15 protein-coding genes are annotated in these 14,407 nt (G+C 29.3%); 2 read left to right on the forward strand and 13 right to left on the reverse strand.

Annotated elements, in window-relative coordinates:
* Window positions 1-9: 9 nt before the first annotated feature.
* From F754_RS0103555 to ssb, 4 genes are read right to left on the reverse strand one after another with little or no spacing between them, the layout of a single operon-like run.
* Window positions 10-555, reverse strand: a complete 546-nt coding sequence (locus F754_RS0103555) for a peptidylprolyl isomerase (protein WP_023648540.1) — start codon at window positions 553-555, stop codon at window positions 10-12.
* Window positions 548-1,042 (reverse strand): pantetheine-phosphate adenylyltransferase, encoded by a 495-nt coding sequence (coaD, locus tag F754_RS0103560; RefSeq protein ID WP_023648541.1) that lies wholly within the window; start codon window positions 1,040-1,042, stop codon window positions 548-550. The genes F754_RS0103555 and coaD overlap by 8 nt, the downstream gene beginning before the upstream one ends.
* The gene (gyrA, locus tag F754_RS0103565) at window positions 1,042-3,621 is read right to left on the reverse strand and encodes a DNA gyrase subunit A (RefSeq protein WP_023648542.1); all 2,580 of its coding nucleotides are present in this window, start codon (window positions 3,619-3,621) and stop codon (window positions 1,042-1,044) included. Before gyrA ends, coaD begins: the two co-directional genes overlap by 1 nt.
* Before the next feature lie 5 nt (window positions 3,622-3,626).
* Window positions 3,627-4,079, reverse strand: a complete 453-nt coding sequence (gene ssb / locus F754_RS0103570) for a single-stranded DNA-binding protein (RefSeq protein WP_023648543.1) — start codon at window positions 4,077-4,079, stop codon at window positions 3,627-3,629.
* 88 nt (window positions 4,080-4,167) lie between these two features.
* Between ssb and uvrA the strand changes: the two genes are divergently transcribed.
* Both uvrA and F754_RS0103580 read left to right on the forward strand, forming a co-directional pair.
* A complete protein-coding gene (gene uvrA / locus F754_RS0103575) occupies window positions 4,168-7,020 on the forward strand; it encodes an excinuclease ABC subunit UvrA (protein ID WP_023648544.1) in 2,853 nt (950 codons plus the stop codon).
* Window positions 7,021-7,074: 54 nt separating this feature from the next.
* Window positions 7,075-7,677, forward strand: a complete 603-nt coding sequence (locus tag F754_RS0103580; RefSeq protein ID WP_023648545.1) for a urate hydroxylase PuuD — start codon at window positions 7,075-7,077, stop codon at window positions 7,675-7,677.
* Here the strand turns inward: F754_RS0103580 and secF are convergent.
* From secF to F754_RS0103625, 9 genes are read right to left on the reverse strand one after another with little or no spacing between them, the layout of a single operon-like run.
* Window positions 7,674-8,570: a protein translocase subunit SecF gene (secF, locus tag F754_RS0103585; RefSeq protein WP_023648546.1), complete on the reverse strand. Its 897-nt coding sequence runs from the start codon at window positions 8,568-8,570 to the stop codon at window positions 7,674-7,676. The two genes, F754_RS0103580 and secF, sit on opposite strands and share 4 nt — an antisense overlap.
* On the reverse strand, window positions 8,570-10,123 hold the full coding sequence (gene secD / locus F754_RS0103590) for a protein translocase subunit SecD (protein WP_023648547.1): 1,554 nt from the start codon (window positions 10,121-10,123) through the stop codon (window positions 8,570-8,572). Before secD ends, secF begins: the two co-directional genes overlap by 1 nt.
* A 14-nt stretch (window positions 10,124-10,137) precedes the next feature.
* Window positions 10,138-10,425 carry a preprotein translocase subunit YajC gene (gene yajC, locus F754_RS0103595; RefSeq protein WP_023648548.1) on the reverse strand — a complete coding sequence of 96 codons (288 nt, stop codon included), beginning with the start codon at window positions 10,423-10,425 and terminating at the stop codon, window positions 10,138-10,140.
* A gap of 55 nt (window positions 10,426-10,480) precedes the next feature.
* A complete protein-coding gene (gene serS, locus F754_RS0103600; RefSeq protein ID WP_023648549.1) occupies window positions 10,481-11,740 on the reverse strand; it encodes a serine--tRNA ligase in 1,260 nt (419 codons plus the stop codon).
* Window positions 11,733-12,503 (reverse strand): twin-arginine translocase subunit TatC, encoded by a 771-nt coding sequence (tatC, locus tag F754_RS0103605; protein ID WP_023648550.1) that lies wholly within the window; start codon window positions 12,501-12,503, stop codon window positions 11,733-11,735. Before tatC ends, serS begins: the two co-directional genes overlap by 8 nt.
* Complete coding sequence (gene tatB, locus F754_RS0103610) at window positions 12,496-12,711, reverse strand: Sec-independent protein translocase protein TatB (protein ID WP_023648551.1); 216 nt, start codon at window positions 12,709-12,711, stop codon at window positions 12,496-12,498. Before tatB ends, tatC begins: the two co-directional genes overlap by 8 nt.
* 5 nt (window positions 12,712-12,716) lie before the next feature.
* Window positions 12,717-12,917, reverse strand: coding sequence for a twin-arginine translocase TatA/TatE family subunit (tatA, locus tag F754_RS0103615; RefSeq protein ID WP_023648552.1), 201 nt, complete (start codon window positions 12,915-12,917; stop codon window positions 12,717-12,719).
* A 43-nt stretch (window positions 12,918-12,960) separates the two neighbouring features.
* Window positions 12,961-13,665 (reverse strand): SMC-Scp complex subunit ScpB, encoded by a 705-nt coding sequence (gene scpB / locus F754_RS0103620; RefSeq protein ID WP_023648553.1) that lies wholly within the window; start codon window positions 13,663-13,665, stop codon window positions 12,961-12,963.
* On the reverse strand, window positions 13,658-14,401 hold the full coding sequence (locus F754_RS0103625) for a segregation/condensation protein A (RefSeq protein ID WP_023648554.1): 744 nt from the start codon (window positions 14,399-14,401) through the stop codon (window positions 13,658-13,660). The genes scpB and F754_RS0103625 overlap by 8 nt, the downstream gene beginning before the upstream one ends.
* Between the last annotated feature and the right edge of the window lie 6 nt (window positions 14,402-14,407).

Consider the following 14,407-nt stretch of genomic DNA (forward strand, 5'->3'; position numbering starts at 1 on the left):
TCAAAGAATTTATTGTGACTTAAAACTGATAATTTTGTCTGGGTCAGAAGCTGGCTCACCTCTTTTGATTTTATCAACAAACTCCATACCCTCTAAAACTTTTCCAAAAACAGTATATTGTCTATCTAGAAAAGGTGTGGGAACAAAACAAATGAAAAATTGACTATTTGCACTGTTTGGATCAGATGTTCTTGCCATTGAGAGAGTGCCTCTTTCGTGAGGAACACTACTAAATTCTTGTTTTAAATCTGGTAAATTTGAATTTCCTGTACCCGCTCTTCTTACATCAAAATTGTCATTTGATGAATTGCCAAACTCTACATCCCCAGTTTGAGCCATAAATCCATCGATAACTCTATGAAATACAACATTATCGTATTGACCACTATCAGCTAGTTCTTTAATTCTTTTTACATGATTTGGAGCTACATCTTCAAATAACTCAATTTTGACATCTCCATCTTTTAATTTTAAAATCATTATATTCTCCTGTGCTATTAATTGATTAGTAAATAAAAAAAATAAAATAAATAAATTTGTTAAAATTCTACTCATATTTATCTTTTAAAGATTTAATTGTACTTTTGGTAGTAAATTTTCTTATATCACCATTTAATTTAACAATTTCTTTTACAAATCGTGAAGATATTATTTGGTTTTCTACATCAGACATTAAAAAAATTGTTTCAATGTTATTGTTAAGCTTTCTATTCATACCAGCAAGTTGAAACTCATACTCAAAGTCAGAAACAGCTCTTAATCCTCTTAAAATTATATTAGATTTATATTTTTTACAAAGATCAGTTGTAAGAGAGCTAAACGAAATAACAGATATTTTTTTTTTATTTAATTTTAAATCTTTAAATAAAGCTTTATTAACAATATTGATGCGTTCCTCAGAGCTAAATAAGTAATTTTTATTACTTACATCTGATACTCCAACAACAATTTTATCAAATAACTTTAAGGCTTTTTTTATTACATCAATATGACCATGAGTTATAGGGTCGAATGTACCTGGATAAATAGCCACCTTATTCATTAGATTAGATTATCGTCAATTTTAATTGCAGATACAACTTTTTCTTCACCTGATAATTTTATAATTCTTACTCCTTGAGTATTTCTACCAGCGGTTCTTATTTCTTTAACAGCAACTCGAATTACTCTTCCTTTATTTGTTGAAATAAGTATTTCATCACCTTCAAAAACTGGGAATGATGAAGTTATGTTTCCATTTCTTGGTGAGTTAACTATACCAATTATACCTTTTCCACCTCTATTAGTAACTCTATAATCTGTGTGAGAAGTTTTCTTTCCATACCCATTTTCACTTATCGATAAAACGAACTTTTCCTTAGCTTTAATCTCAGATTTTTCATCTTTAGATTTTTTACCATTCTTTTTTATTTTATCATTATCTATTACAGATAAAGATACAATTTGATCATTTGAAGCTAGTTCTATTCCTTTAATTCCTTTTGACGATCTTCCTTTAAATACTCTTAATTTTTTTGCTTCAAATCTTATACATTTACCAAATTTAGTACTTAAAATAACATCTTGATCATCTTGACATATTTTAACACCAACAATTTTATCATTATTGTCTAATTTCATTGCTATTTTACCAGAGGCATTAATTGATGAAAAATCTTCCAAACTATTTTTTCTAACTTTACCTTGGGCTGTAGCAAAAATTATTTGATAATTTTTAGACTCAGTTTCATTTTCAGGCATTGGCATTATAGAACTAATAGATTGATGATTTTTAAGTGGCAAAATATTAAACAATGATTTACCTTTTGATGTTGTTGAGCCTTCAGGTATCCTCCATGCTTTAACCTTATAAACTAATCCTTCTGTAGAAAAGAAAAGAACTGATGTGTGTGTGTTAACTGACAGAGTTTGAACAACGGAATCTTGGTCCCTAGTTGTGATACCTGATTTACCTTTACCACCCCTTTTTTGTTGTTTAACGCCATCTAAAGACCCTCTTTTAATATAACCTTGTAAAGTGACAGTTATAATTACAGATTGCTTTTGAATAGTTTCCTCAATATCGTAATTTAATACAGCGTCAATGATTTTAGTTCTTCTTGGGACAGCAAATTTTTCTTTAATATTTCTAAGTTCTTCGCTAATTACTTTCAAAAGTTCTTTTTTTGAAGATATAATTTTTTTGTAATTGTTTATTAACTCAGCTAATTTCTTAATTTCAATTTCAATTTCATTAATTCCTAGAGCTGTTAATTTTTGTAATCTTAATTCTAAAATAGATATAACTTGAGACTCTGATAATAAATAAACATTTTTACTTTTTTTGCCTTCGACTAAGGAAATTAGTTTTTGAGTTTTATTAATTTTCCATTTTATTTTTAATATAGATTGTTTAGCGTCATCAGGAGTTTTAGATGAACGTATAATCTTAATAATCTTATCTAAGTTTTCTACTGACACAGATAATCCCAATAAAATATGCGCTCTTTCTTCTGCCTTTTGGAGATCAAATTTAGTTTTTTTTATAACAACATCTTCTCTAAAAGATAAAAAACTTGTTAAAAAATCTTTTAAATTACATGTTTTTGGTTTTCCTTCAACAATCGCTAAAGTATTAAAACCAAATGAACTTTCAATTTGAGTGTTTTTATAAAGTTGTCTTTTAATCGTCTCATGCTCGACACCGTTTCTTAAATCAATTGCAACCCTTATTCCCTCTCTATTAGACTCATCTCTAATATCTTTAATGCCTTCAATTTTTTTCTCTCTAACAAGTTGTGCGATTCTCTCATTTAGTACTGATTTGTTAACCTGATATGGAATTGATGTAATAACCAATCTATCTCTTCCATTTTTTAAAGTTTCTGACGCTATTTCACCTCTAATCTTAAATGACCCTCTTCCATTATTGTATCCTTGTTTAATGATATCTTTTCCAATTATAACACCACCAGTTGGGAAATCAGGTCCAGGAATGTGTTTCATCAATTCTTTAACCTTAATATCTTTATTATCAATTAATGCTAAAGTTCCATCTATTATTTCGCCTAAATTATGTGGAGGAATACTGGTTGCCATACCTACAGCTATACCACCAGCTCCATTAACTAAAAGATTTGGATATTGTGCTGGTAAAACAGTTGGTTCTTTTTCAGTTTCATCATAGTTACTTTTGTATGAAACAGTATTTTTTTCAATATCATCAATTAAAAACTGTGAAACTTTTGAAAGTCTTGTTTCAGTGTACCTCATTGCAGCAGCAGGATCTCCATCAATTGATCCAAAGTTACCTTGACCTTGAACAAGAGGTAAGCTCATTGAAAAATCTTGAACCATTCTAACCAGTGCATCATAAACTGATTGATCTCCATGAGGGTGATATTTACCAATTACATCTCCTACTATTCTCGCAGATTTTCTGAATTGTTTTGACCAGTCGTATCCACCTTTGTACATTGCATATAAAATTCTTCTATGAACAGGTTTCAATCCATCTCTTATGTCCGGTAAAGCTCTACTAACAATTACACTCATTGCATAAGATAAATAAGACGAGCTCATCTCGTCATGCATTGAGATTAATTTAATATTATTATCTTTTGGAGCTTCAGTTTTTTGCATAGGTACTAAAATGGAATTTCGTCATCCATATCATTTGACACTTGTGATGAGTCCTCAATATTATTTTGTTGAGTTGTGTCATTTTGAATTCCTCCACCAGTGTTTCCACCGCCAAGCATTGTTAAGGTAGTGTTGTATCCCTGAAGGACAATTTCAGTAGAATATTTATCTTGGCCAGATTGTTCATCTTTCCATTTTCTAGTTGTAAGTTGACCTTCAACATAGATTTGTGCACCTTTTTTTAAGTATTGTTGGATAACATTTACAAGACCTTCATTAAATACAACTATACGGTGCCATTCAGTTTTCTCTTTTTTTTCACCAGTATTTTTATCTTTCCAAGACTGACTTGTAGCTAAGCTAAGTCTTGCAACACTTTTACCATTAACCATTTGTTTGATCTCAGGGTCTGCGCCCAAACGACCAATTAATAATACTTTATTTAAACTTCCAGCCATAATATTTAATATTTGTTAAATTAATTAATAAGAACTATATCACAATTCTTCTCATTATTAATTTTATTAACTCAAAGCAACAAAAAATATGATCAAAAAGATAGTTATTAAGGGTGCCAAAGAACATAATTTGAAGAATGTTTCTGTTGAAATCCCTAAAGATCAATTTGTTGTAATAACTGGTCTATCTGGGTCAGGAAAATCCTCATTAGCTTTTGATACTATCTATGCAGAAGGTCAAAGACGATACGTCGAAAGTTTATCTGCTTATGCTAGACAGTTTTTGGATAAAATGAAAAAACCTAATGTTGATCTTATTGAAGGTTTAAGTCCTGCTATAGCTATCGAGCAAAAAAATACATCTAAAAACCCGAGATCTACAGTTGCAACAGTTACAGAGATTTATGATTATATGAGAGTTTTATTTGCAAGAGCAGGTATCCCATATTCACCATTTACCGGAAAACCAATTACTTCTCAAACAATAACTCAAATTGTAGATTTGGTAAAAAAATTGCCAAAAAAAAGTACGATATATATTTATGCTCCAGTAGTAAGAGGGCGTAAAGGTGAATACAGGAAAGATATTTTAAGTTACAAAAGAAGAGGATTTAGAAAAATCAAGATTGATAATATTTTATACGACATCGAAAAATCTCCAAATTTAGATAAAAAACTTAAACATGATATTTCAGTTCTAGTCGATAGAATTGTACTAAATTCAAAATTAGGAAACAGATTAGCTGAAAGCATAGAGGCAGCGGTTAATTTATCTAATGGTTTAGTTTTTGTTGAATATGAAGATGAAACATTACCACAAAAATTTAGGAAAGTTGAAAAACTAATTTATTCAACTAAATTTGCTTGCCCTGAAAGTGGTTTCACTATTGAAGAAATAGAACCAAGACTTTTTTCTTTCAATAGTCCTTATGGAGCATGTGAAGAATGTGAGGGTATTGGAATAAAGTTAAATGTTGATCCTAATTTAGTAATTCCAGATGAAAGAAAAAGTATTGCAGATGGAGCTATTGAGCCTTGGGCAAAATCTACAACATTGTATTATGCTCAAACTTTAGCATCTATTGCAAAACATTATGGTTTTTCACTTGATGATAGATGGAAGAAGTTACCAAAAAAAATTAAAGATGTAATTTTATATGGATCTGATGATGAAGAAATTAAATTTAATTACGATGATGGGTACGAAAAATATTCACATAAAAAAACTTTTGAAGGTGTAATAAACAATTTAGAGAGAAGATTTTTAGAGTCTGATAGTGAATGGAAACGAGAAGCTATAGCAGAATATCAGTCTGACTCTGCTTGTGAAAGTTGTAATGGAGACAGACTTAAAGAAGAAGCTCTATGTGTAAAAATTGATAACCATAACATTAGTGAGGTTACGAGAAAATCAATTCTTGATGCATCACAATGGTTTAAAGAATTAGAAAAAAACTTGGATAAAAGACAATTTAAGATTGCGGAACATGTTTTAAAAGAAATAAATGAAAGATTAAATTTTTTGCTTAATGTTGGTCTTGATTATCTAACTTTATCAAGAGAATCTGGAACATTATCAGGTGGCGAAGCCCAAAGGATAAGATTAGCATCACAAATAGGATCAGGATTAACAGGTGTTTTATATGTACTTGATGAGCCTTCAATAGGTTTGCACCAAAAAGATAACGTTAAACTTATTAATGCTCTTAAAAGATTAAGAGATTTAGGTAACACTGTTATTGTTGTTGAACATGATACAGAAACTATGGAGAATGCTGACCATATTATTGATATGGGACCTGAAGCTGGATCTAACGGTGGTGAAATATCTGCTCAAGGAACATTTGAGGAAATTAAAAAAGACAAAAATAGTATTACTGGTCAATATTTATCAAATAAAAAGATAATCGAAATTCCTAAAACACGAAGATTAGCAAAAAATGGAAGATTTGTGGAGATTAATGGTGCTTCAGGAAATAATCTAAATAATGTCAATCTTAAAATACCAACAGGAAGTTTCACTTGTATAACTGGAGTTTCTGGAAGTGGTAAATCAACTTTAATATTACAAACTCTTTATCACGCTTTAAATTTAACACTTAATAATAAAGCAAGAAAAACACCTAAAGCATTTAAAAGTTATAAAGGTGTTGAGTTGATAGATAAAATTATTGATATAGACCAATCACCTATAGGAAGAACGCCTAGATCAAATCCCGCAACTTACACAGGAGCATTTGGTCCAATAAGAGATTGGTTTACCAGTTTACCTGACTCTAAAACTAGAGGATATAAACCTGGAAGATTTTCTTTTAATGTTAAAGGTGGAAGGTGTGAGGCATGTGAAGGTGATGGTGTAATAACATATGAGATGCATTTTTTACCTGATGTTTATATTCAATGTGATGAATGTAAAGGTACTAGATATAATAGAGAAACATTAGAAATTAAGTTTAAAGACAAAAGTATTGCTGATGTTTTAGATATGTCCGTGGATGAAGGTTGTGAGTATTTTGAAAATATATCAAATATTAAAACAAAACTTTTAACACTTAAAAAAGTAGGTTTGGGTTACATTAAAATCGGCCAACAAGCTACAACACTTTCTGGTGGTGAAGCTCAAAGAATAAAACTAGCAAAAGAACTCTCTAAAAGATCAACTGGACGAACCATGTACATATTGGATGAGCCAACGACAGGCCTACATCAACACGATATTAAAAAGTTATTAGAAATACTTCATACATTTGTTAAGCTTGGCAATACGGTTGTGGTAATAGAGCACAATCTAGATGTTATAAAAACAGCGGATTATATAGTTGATATGGGCCCTGAGGGCGGTGTGAAAGGTGGAAATATAATAGCAGAGGGTAAACCCGAGGAGATATGTAAAATTTCTAGCAGTTACACAGGTCAATTTTTAAAACCTCTTTTAAAATAAACATTAAAAGATTATTAAAATTTTTGATAAATTAGTGTATAAATAATTAGAATCATGACTAATTTATTAACATCTTTATCTAAAACCATACATGCATCACTTGGTTTAGCAGTATTACTATTTTTTGGGTTATATTATTTAAATGGTGGATTTGCTTTTGATGCACTATTCTGGAGCTGGTTGTTTAGATTTATACATGTGATTGTTGCTATTATGTGGATTGGGTTACTTTGGTATTTCAATTTTGTTCAAATCCCAAATATGGGAAAAATTCCAGATGATCAAAAACCTGCTATCGGTAAAGTAATTGCACCAGCTGCATTATTTTATTTTAGATGGGCAGCTGCTTTTACTATTTTATCTGGTTTAATTCTTGCTCATTTAAATGGATATTTGCATGATGCAATGACATTAAGTATTGGATCTGGTATTCCAAAGCATACAGCTATAGGTATAGGAATGTGGCTTGGTGTTATCATGGCTTTTAACGTTTGGTTTGTTATATGGCCCAATCAAAAAAGAGCTCTTGGTATTGTAGATTGTGAGCCTGAATTAAAAGCTAAATCAGCTAAGACAGCAATGTTGTTTTCAAGAACAAACACATTACTTTCTCTTCCGATGTTATTATCAATGGTTGCATCACAAAATCTTTATTAAACTTGCTTATTTTCGTCTTCTCTTAAAACTGTTTTTTGAGATACTCTTAATCTAACTAGAATTGTATTAGCTATGTATATTGAGGAATATGTTCCAAAGATAACACCTAAAATCATAGCTAAAGAAAACCCTTTTAATATTTCGCCTCCAAAGAAATAAATGGCTAGTAAAGCCAACAAAGTTGTAACAGATGTAATTATTGTTCTAGATAAAGTTTCATTAATAGAAATATTAGTGAGTTCAAAAATTTTTATATCAGAATATTTTCTTAAATTTTCTCTAACACGGTCAAAAATTACAACAGTATCATTCATTGAGTACCCAACTATAGTTAGCACAGCTGCTATAATGGATAAATTAATTTCTAAGCTAAATAGAGAAAACACTCCAAGCGTGACTATAACATCATGAAATAAAGCTAAGATAGCCCCAAGACTAAATTGCCATTCAAATCTTATCCATATATAAAATAGCATTATTGCTAAAGATAAGGAGATTGCAATTACTCCAGATTTTAATAATTCTTCACTTACTTTTGGTCCAACATTTTCAACCCTTCTAAAATTGAAATTATTTCCAAAAGATTTATCAAGATTGATCTTTATTTCTTCAATTACATTTTTCTTATTGTCTTTATTTTCAAATTTAATCAAGTAATCTTTATCATTACCAAATTTTTTAACAGATACATCACCAAGATTCATTTGACTAAATTTATCTCTTAAAGAGCTAACATTCACTTTGCTATCAGAAGACCTTAGTTCAATTAAAGTTCCCCCTTTAAAATCAATCCCAAAATTAAGCCCCTTAAAAACTAGTAAAAACAGTGAGCAAACAATTAATATTGTTGATATTAAATTAAAGTGATTATAATATTTATTAAAAGCTATCATTAAATTAAATTTTCCTTATTTCTATTTTTAGATACATAGAGGCTAGTGAAAAGCCTTGCTATAAAATATACTGAAAACAATGTTGTAAAAATTCCAATGCCTAATGTAACAGAAAACCCTTTTATTGGACCAGAGCCCATGAAAAAAAGTATAATTGCTGCTAATAATGTAGTGATGTTAGCATCTATAATAGCTGTTCTAGATTTTATATAGCCACTATCAAAAGCTAATATATTATTTTTTTCATCTTTTAATTCCTCTTTAATTCTTTCAAATATTAAAACATTTGCATCGACTGCCATACCAACAGTCAAAATTATCCCTGCTATTCCTGGTAATGTTAATGTAGCTTCAAATAATGTTAAAATTCCCAACAAAATAAATAAATTAATAATTAATGTTGCATTAGTGATTAATCCAAAAACTTTGTATTTAACAAACATGAAAATTATAACCAAAAGAAATCCAATTGCTAAAGCGATCATTCCAGCATTAATCGAGTCCTGACCTAGATCGGGACCAACTGTTCTTTCTTCAATAATTTCTAATGGTGCTGGCAATGCACCAGATCTAAGTAGTAGTGCTAAATCTGTCGCTGATTGAAATGTAAACCCTCCACTAATTTGACCAGAACCACTTGCAATAGTGTCTCTTATTACAGGGGCACTTATTATTTTACCATCTAATACAATAGCAAGTTGTTTGCCAATTCCAGTGGATGTTGCTTTCCCAAATCTTTTTGCACCTACTCTATCTAATGAAAAAGTAACAATTGTTTGATTAGCCTGAGTATCCATTTGAGGTTGAGCATCTAAGAGATTATCACCACTTATAATAATACGTTTGCTAACTATTGCTTCTTCAATACCATCTTCATACTTTAACTTTTCAACACCAAAACTATCATTTTCATTATTAGTAACAAATCTGAAAGTTAAATTTGCTGTTTTACCTAAAAGAGATTTTACTCTCATAGGATCATCTAAACCAGGAAGCTCAACTAAAATTCGATTATTTCCTCTTTTTAATATATTTGGTTCGTTCGTTCCAACTTCATCAATTCTTCTTCTAACAATTTCAATTGCTTGATCTTGAGATGATGTTTTAAGAGTAATTAATCCTTGTTTTGAAAAATTTATTTTTAAATTAAGTCCTGTGTCTTCTATATTTAATTGGTGTGACTTAAATCTTGGATAATAGGGATTTATATCACTGTTTTCATCCGTAAAAGTATCAATGATTGATTGTTTGTTTTGATCATCAACATTAAAAAAAATACTTTCACCTTCTATCTTAATGTTATTTATTTTTATATTTTGATCTTTAAAATAATTTCTAATAGTTGTGGTTAAATTTTGAAGTTTTTGCTCTATGACTGGAGCGTTATCGATTTCTAATAGAAGATAAGAACCACCTTGTAAATCTAATCCTAGATTTATTTTCTTATCAAAGAAATCATCATCAATTTTAAATAAATTTGATGAAGCAATTACAATAAATAACAGTGAAAAAAGAGTTATAAATACAATTCTAAACTTCGAGAAATAAAGCACTTTAGTTTAATTGATTATTTTTTAACTTCTTGACTATTTAAAAGACCTTGAATACCAGTTGCTTTAACAATTTCAACTTTGACATTTTCAGCTATTTCAACTTCAACTTTATCGTTATCAATTAATCTTTCAACAGTACCAGTAATACCTCCAGAAGTGATAACTTTGTCACCTCTTTTTAAACCTTCAACCATTGCCTTATGTTCTTTAACTTTTTTTTGCTGAGGTCTTATTAAGAAAAAATAAAAAATAACAAAAATTAAAATTAGTGGTATAAATTGTCCTATTCCTGAACCTTCCATAAATCTCCTTATAAATAAGCTGAATTATTATACTATCTTAATAATGAAAACAACTTTAATTGAATGAAATAATTTCTAAATTGTTCATATAAGGTCTTAATACTTTTGGAACAATAATTGATCCATCTTTTTGCTGATAATTTTCCAAAACAGCTATTAATGTTCTACCAACAGCAAGTCCACTTCCATTTAGAGTGCCAACAAAATGTGTTTCTTTATTTTCATTTTTATATCTTGTTTTCATTCTTTGAGCCTGGAATGTTGAGCAAGATGAACAAGATGATATTTCGCGATATTTATTTTCTGAAGGTAACCATACCTCTATATCATAAGTTTTTTCAGCACTAAAACCCATGTCCCCTGAACATAAAATAATTTTTCTATAAGGTAATTCTAATTTGTCTAATATATCTGTTGCACAGTTAGTCATTCTTTCCAACTCTTCTAAACACTTTTCTTTTTCAACGATACTAACCATTTCGACTTTATAGAATTGATGTTGCCTAATCATACCTTTAGTATCTTTTCCATAACTTCCAGCTTCTTTTCTAAAACAAGGTGTGGATGCAACAAATCGTATAGGCAAATCTTTAAGATCAACAATCTTATCTTTAACAATATTAGTTAGTATTACTTCAGCTGTAGGTATTAAAAATTTCCTATCCACTCCTTCATCAAATTTAATTTCAAATTGATCATTTTCAAATTTTGGCAACTGGCCTGTACCAAACATTGTATTGTCAGATGCAATTAATGGCGGTGATATTTCTTGATATTGATTTTGATTTACGTGAGTATCAAGCATAAAATTCGACAAAGCTCTTTCTAGTAAAGCTAATTTACTTTTTACAAAAACAAATCGTGAGCCTGTAGTTTTTGTAGCAAGATCAAAATCAAGCATTTGTAGTTTTTCACCTAATTCATAATGAGATTTAGGCTTAAAATCAAAATTAGGAATTTTACCTGACTTAGAAATTTCAATATTATCATTTTCGTCTTTGCCATTTGGAACATCTGGATGTGGAATATTAGGAATATTAGATAATATATTATCTAGTTCTATTTTAACTTTCTTTTGATTATCTGAAATTTTTACTAAATCAGAAGAAATTTCTTTTGATCTTTTAAACATTGCTTCGTCTTTAGATTTAGAAATATCTTTTTTTTCTTTTTCCAAAGTCTCTTTTTGTTGAATTAACTCTCTATTTTGCTCATCTAATTTTTGTAAATTTTCAAAATCAATGTTAACTGATCTTTTTGAAAGAGATTGTGCAAATACGGAAAAGTCTTTTCTGATTTCTTTAATATTATGCATCCGTTTTTTCTAAATTTTTGTTTTCTATAAATTTTACAGAAAATATTGATAATTCATATAAAATTAATAATGGAATAGCTAAACCAATTTGAGTTATAGGATCAGGAGGAGTAAGTAATGCCGCTGTAGCAAAAATTATCACTACAACATATTTACGTCTATCTTTTAAAAACTGACTATCAACAATACCTACTCTAGCTAACAAACTTAAAACAACAGGTAACTGAAAACTTAAACCAAATGCAAAGATAAGTTTCATAACAAGGGATAAATATTCGTTTACCTTAGCTTCAAGTTGAATTGGTAGGCTTGTTGAAATACCAGTGCTTTCAAATGATAAGAAAAATTTAATTGCGAGTGGCATTATGAGGTAATAGACAAGCATGCCTCCTAAAAGAAATAAAATTGGAGTTAATATTAAATAAGGCATAATAGCTAATTTTTCATGCTTGTATAAGCCAGGTGCTATGAATTTCCATATTTGCATAAGAATAAATGGACATGTCACAAAAAAAGCAGTGAAAAAAGAGACCTTTAAATATGTTAAAAAGGTTTCTTGTAATGCGGTAAAAATTAATCTTCGTTCAGATCCATCATCCTTTACTGCTTTTGCAAAAGGATCTACTAAAAATCCATATATGTTTTCAGCAAAAAAATAGCATCCAATAAAAAATACAAACAGAAATAAAAAACTATGAATAAGTCTTTTTCTTAATTCAGTTAGATGACTTATAAAGCCACCTTCTTTTTCCTCATTATTCATCTTTTTTGTTATCTTTTTTTATTTCATTTATTTTTTCATCATCGATATCAATATTTGAAACTTCATTTTGAATATCATTGATATATCTTTTTGCTGTTCCAATCCAAGAACCAGCTTTTTTTAACATTAAAGGAAAATCTTTGGGGCCAAGGACCACAATAGCTATAGCTACAACAATTAAAATTTCAAACCAACCAATAGTAGGCATGTAACTTAATCTTTATTATTTGAGTCTTTATTATCGTCGGAAATGTTTTTTGGCTCATTGTCATCAGTAACATCTGATGCCATTCCTTTTTTAAAACTTTTAATACCTTTAGCAACATCGCCCATTAAACTAGATATTTTTCCTCGTCCAAATAATAGAACAACTAATATTACAACAATTGCTATTTGCCAAATTCCTATGCTCATGGAAACTTATAACCCTTTTATGAGAGATTTTAAAGTCACTTTTTTATGTATCTTTTTCCTCTTCATCAAGAGTGCTGTTAAGCATTTCATCTATATTAGAATAAATATCTTCTTTTTTTTCATCTTGTTTTTCTTTAAAAAATTTACTCGAACCAAAAATTGCATTATCAACACTAGTACTATCAATCAAACCAGCTGCACCTAATTCATCCACTGTTGGAAGATCAGACAATTTCTGTAAATTAAAATGACTTAAAAAACCATCTGTAGTTAAGTATTGTATTGGCTTACCCGGAACATCTTTACGCCCACCTGGCTTGACCCAATCTAATTCCATTAAGATTTCTAATGTATTTGTTCCAAATGCAACACCACGTATTTCCTCAATTTCTGCTCTAGTAACTGGTTGATGATAAACAATTATTGCTAAAGTTTCTATGGCAGCTCTAGATAATTTTTTTTCAACAGTTTTTTCCTGAGTCATTAAACCAGAAAGTTTTGGCGAAGTTCTAAAAGACCATTTATCTTTTATACAGACTAAATTAATACCACGGCTTGAATATTCTAATTGTAATTTTTCTAATGATTTAGCAATATTCGATTTTTTGGAAATTTTACTCTCTATTGTATCAACATCCAAAGGTTCGGCAGCTGCAAAAATTACAGCTTCAATTTCTTTTTCAAGATCAGTAAGTTTTAATGGGAACTTAACTATATTATCCTTTGATAATTTTTCTTTTTTAATCATTAATTTCCCTTACATAGATATCATCAAATAAATTATCTTGTTTCATTGAGAGATTACCTTCTTTAACTAATTCTAATGATCCAGCAAAAATTCCTGCTTTACCTGTTCTTTTATATTTAGAACCATTTTTAAAATTTTTTGGTATTAAATCATTTATGTTTTTCCAATCCATTAATTTTCCTAGGAACTGTTTTATAGTTTTAATTCCATCCTCTGTAGTAAATACAGGCAATTTAGGAATGCTCATAGTTTGAAAGTCTTTGGTCATTACAACTGAAGAGTATGCCTTTAAAAGTTCAAATAAGCTTACGTTGTATTCTGAACTATAAATAGATCTAATATTTCCTTTTATTCCACGTGTTCTGATTTCTCTACCTAATCGTTTTCTTTTTAACATTTGTTCTGAAAGCAATCTAATAAGTTCTAATTTTTTAAGTTGTAATTTTAGTTTTTCTGCAACTTCTTGAACTTTAAATTCTTCCTCAGGTGTACCTGGTAATAATAATTTAGATTTTAAATAAGCTAACCATGTAGCCATTAACAAATATTCAGAAGCTATTTCTAAATTTAAATTCTTTTCATTGCTAATATATTCATGAAATTGATCAGCTAGTTTAGTTATTGATATTTCCTCTAGATCAACTTTTTGAGCTTTGGCTAAATCAAGTAATACATCTAATGGACCATTGTAGTTATTTATATCAACATTAAACAAAACAGAATCAGTCTCGGACATATTAAA

This window comes from Candidatus Pelagibacter ubique HTCC8051 (assembly GCF_000472605.1).
GTDB classification, from domain to species: Bacteria; Pseudomonadota; Alphaproteobacteria; order Pelagibacterales; family Pelagibacteraceae; genus Pelagibacter; species Pelagibacter communis_B.

What these genes read in the sequence shown, in the direction of transcription:
- tatC (WP_023648550.1), bottom strand. Translation starts at nt 12,503, where the DNA reads ATGAATAATGAGGAAAAAGAAGGTGGCTTTATAAGTCATCTAACTGAA.
- coaD (WP_023648541.1), bottom strand. Translation starts at nt 1,042, where the DNA reads ATGAATAAGGTGGCTATTTATCCAGGTACATTCGACCCTATAACTCAT.
- gyrA (WP_023648542.1), bottom strand. Translation starts at nt 3,621, where the DNA reads ATGCAAAAAACTGAAGCTCCAAAAGATAATAATATTAAATTAATCTCA.
- tatB (WP_023648551.1), bottom strand. Translation starts at nt 12,711, where the DNA reads ATGCCTACTATTGGTTGGTTTGAAATTTTAATTGTTGTAGCTATAGCT.
- F754_RS0103625 (WP_023648554.1), bottom strand. Translation starts at nt 14,401, where the DNA reads ATGTCCGAGACTGATTCTGTTTTGTTTAATGTTGATATAAATAACTAC.
- scpB (WP_023648553.1), bottom strand. Translation starts at nt 13,665, where the DNA reads ATGATTAAAAAAGAAAAATTATCAAAGGATAATATAGTTAAGTTCCCA.
- secF (WP_023648546.1), bottom strand. Translation starts at nt 8,570, where the DNA reads ATGATAGCTTTTAATAAATATTATAATCACTTTAATTTAATATCAACA.
- uvrA (WP_023648544.1), top strand. Translation starts at nt 4,168, where the DNA reads ATGATCAAAAAGATAGTTATTAAGGGTGCCAAAGAACATAATTTGAAG.
- ssb (WP_023648543.1), bottom strand. Translation starts at nt 4,079, where the DNA reads ATGGCTGGAAGTTTAAATAAAGTATTATTAATTGGTCGTTTGGGCGCA.
- serS (WP_023648549.1), bottom strand. Translation starts at nt 11,740, where the DNA reads ATGCATAATATTAAAGAAATCAGAAAAGACTTTTCCGTATTTGCACAA.
- F754_RS0103555 (WP_023648540.1), bottom strand. Translation starts at nt 555, where the DNA reads ATGAGTAGAATTTTAACAAATTTATTTATTTTATTTTTTTTATTTACT.
- tatA (WP_023648552.1), bottom strand. Translation starts at nt 12,917, where the DNA reads ATGAGCATAGGAATTTGGCAAATAGCAATTGTTGTAATATTAGTTGTT.
- F754_RS0103580 (WP_023648545.1), top strand. Translation starts at nt 7,075, where the DNA reads ATGACTAATTTATTAACATCTTTATCTAAAACCATACATGCATCACTT.
- yajC (WP_023648548.1), bottom strand. Translation starts at nt 10,425, where the DNA reads ATGGAAGGTTCAGGAATAGGACAATTTATACCACTAATTTTAATTTTT.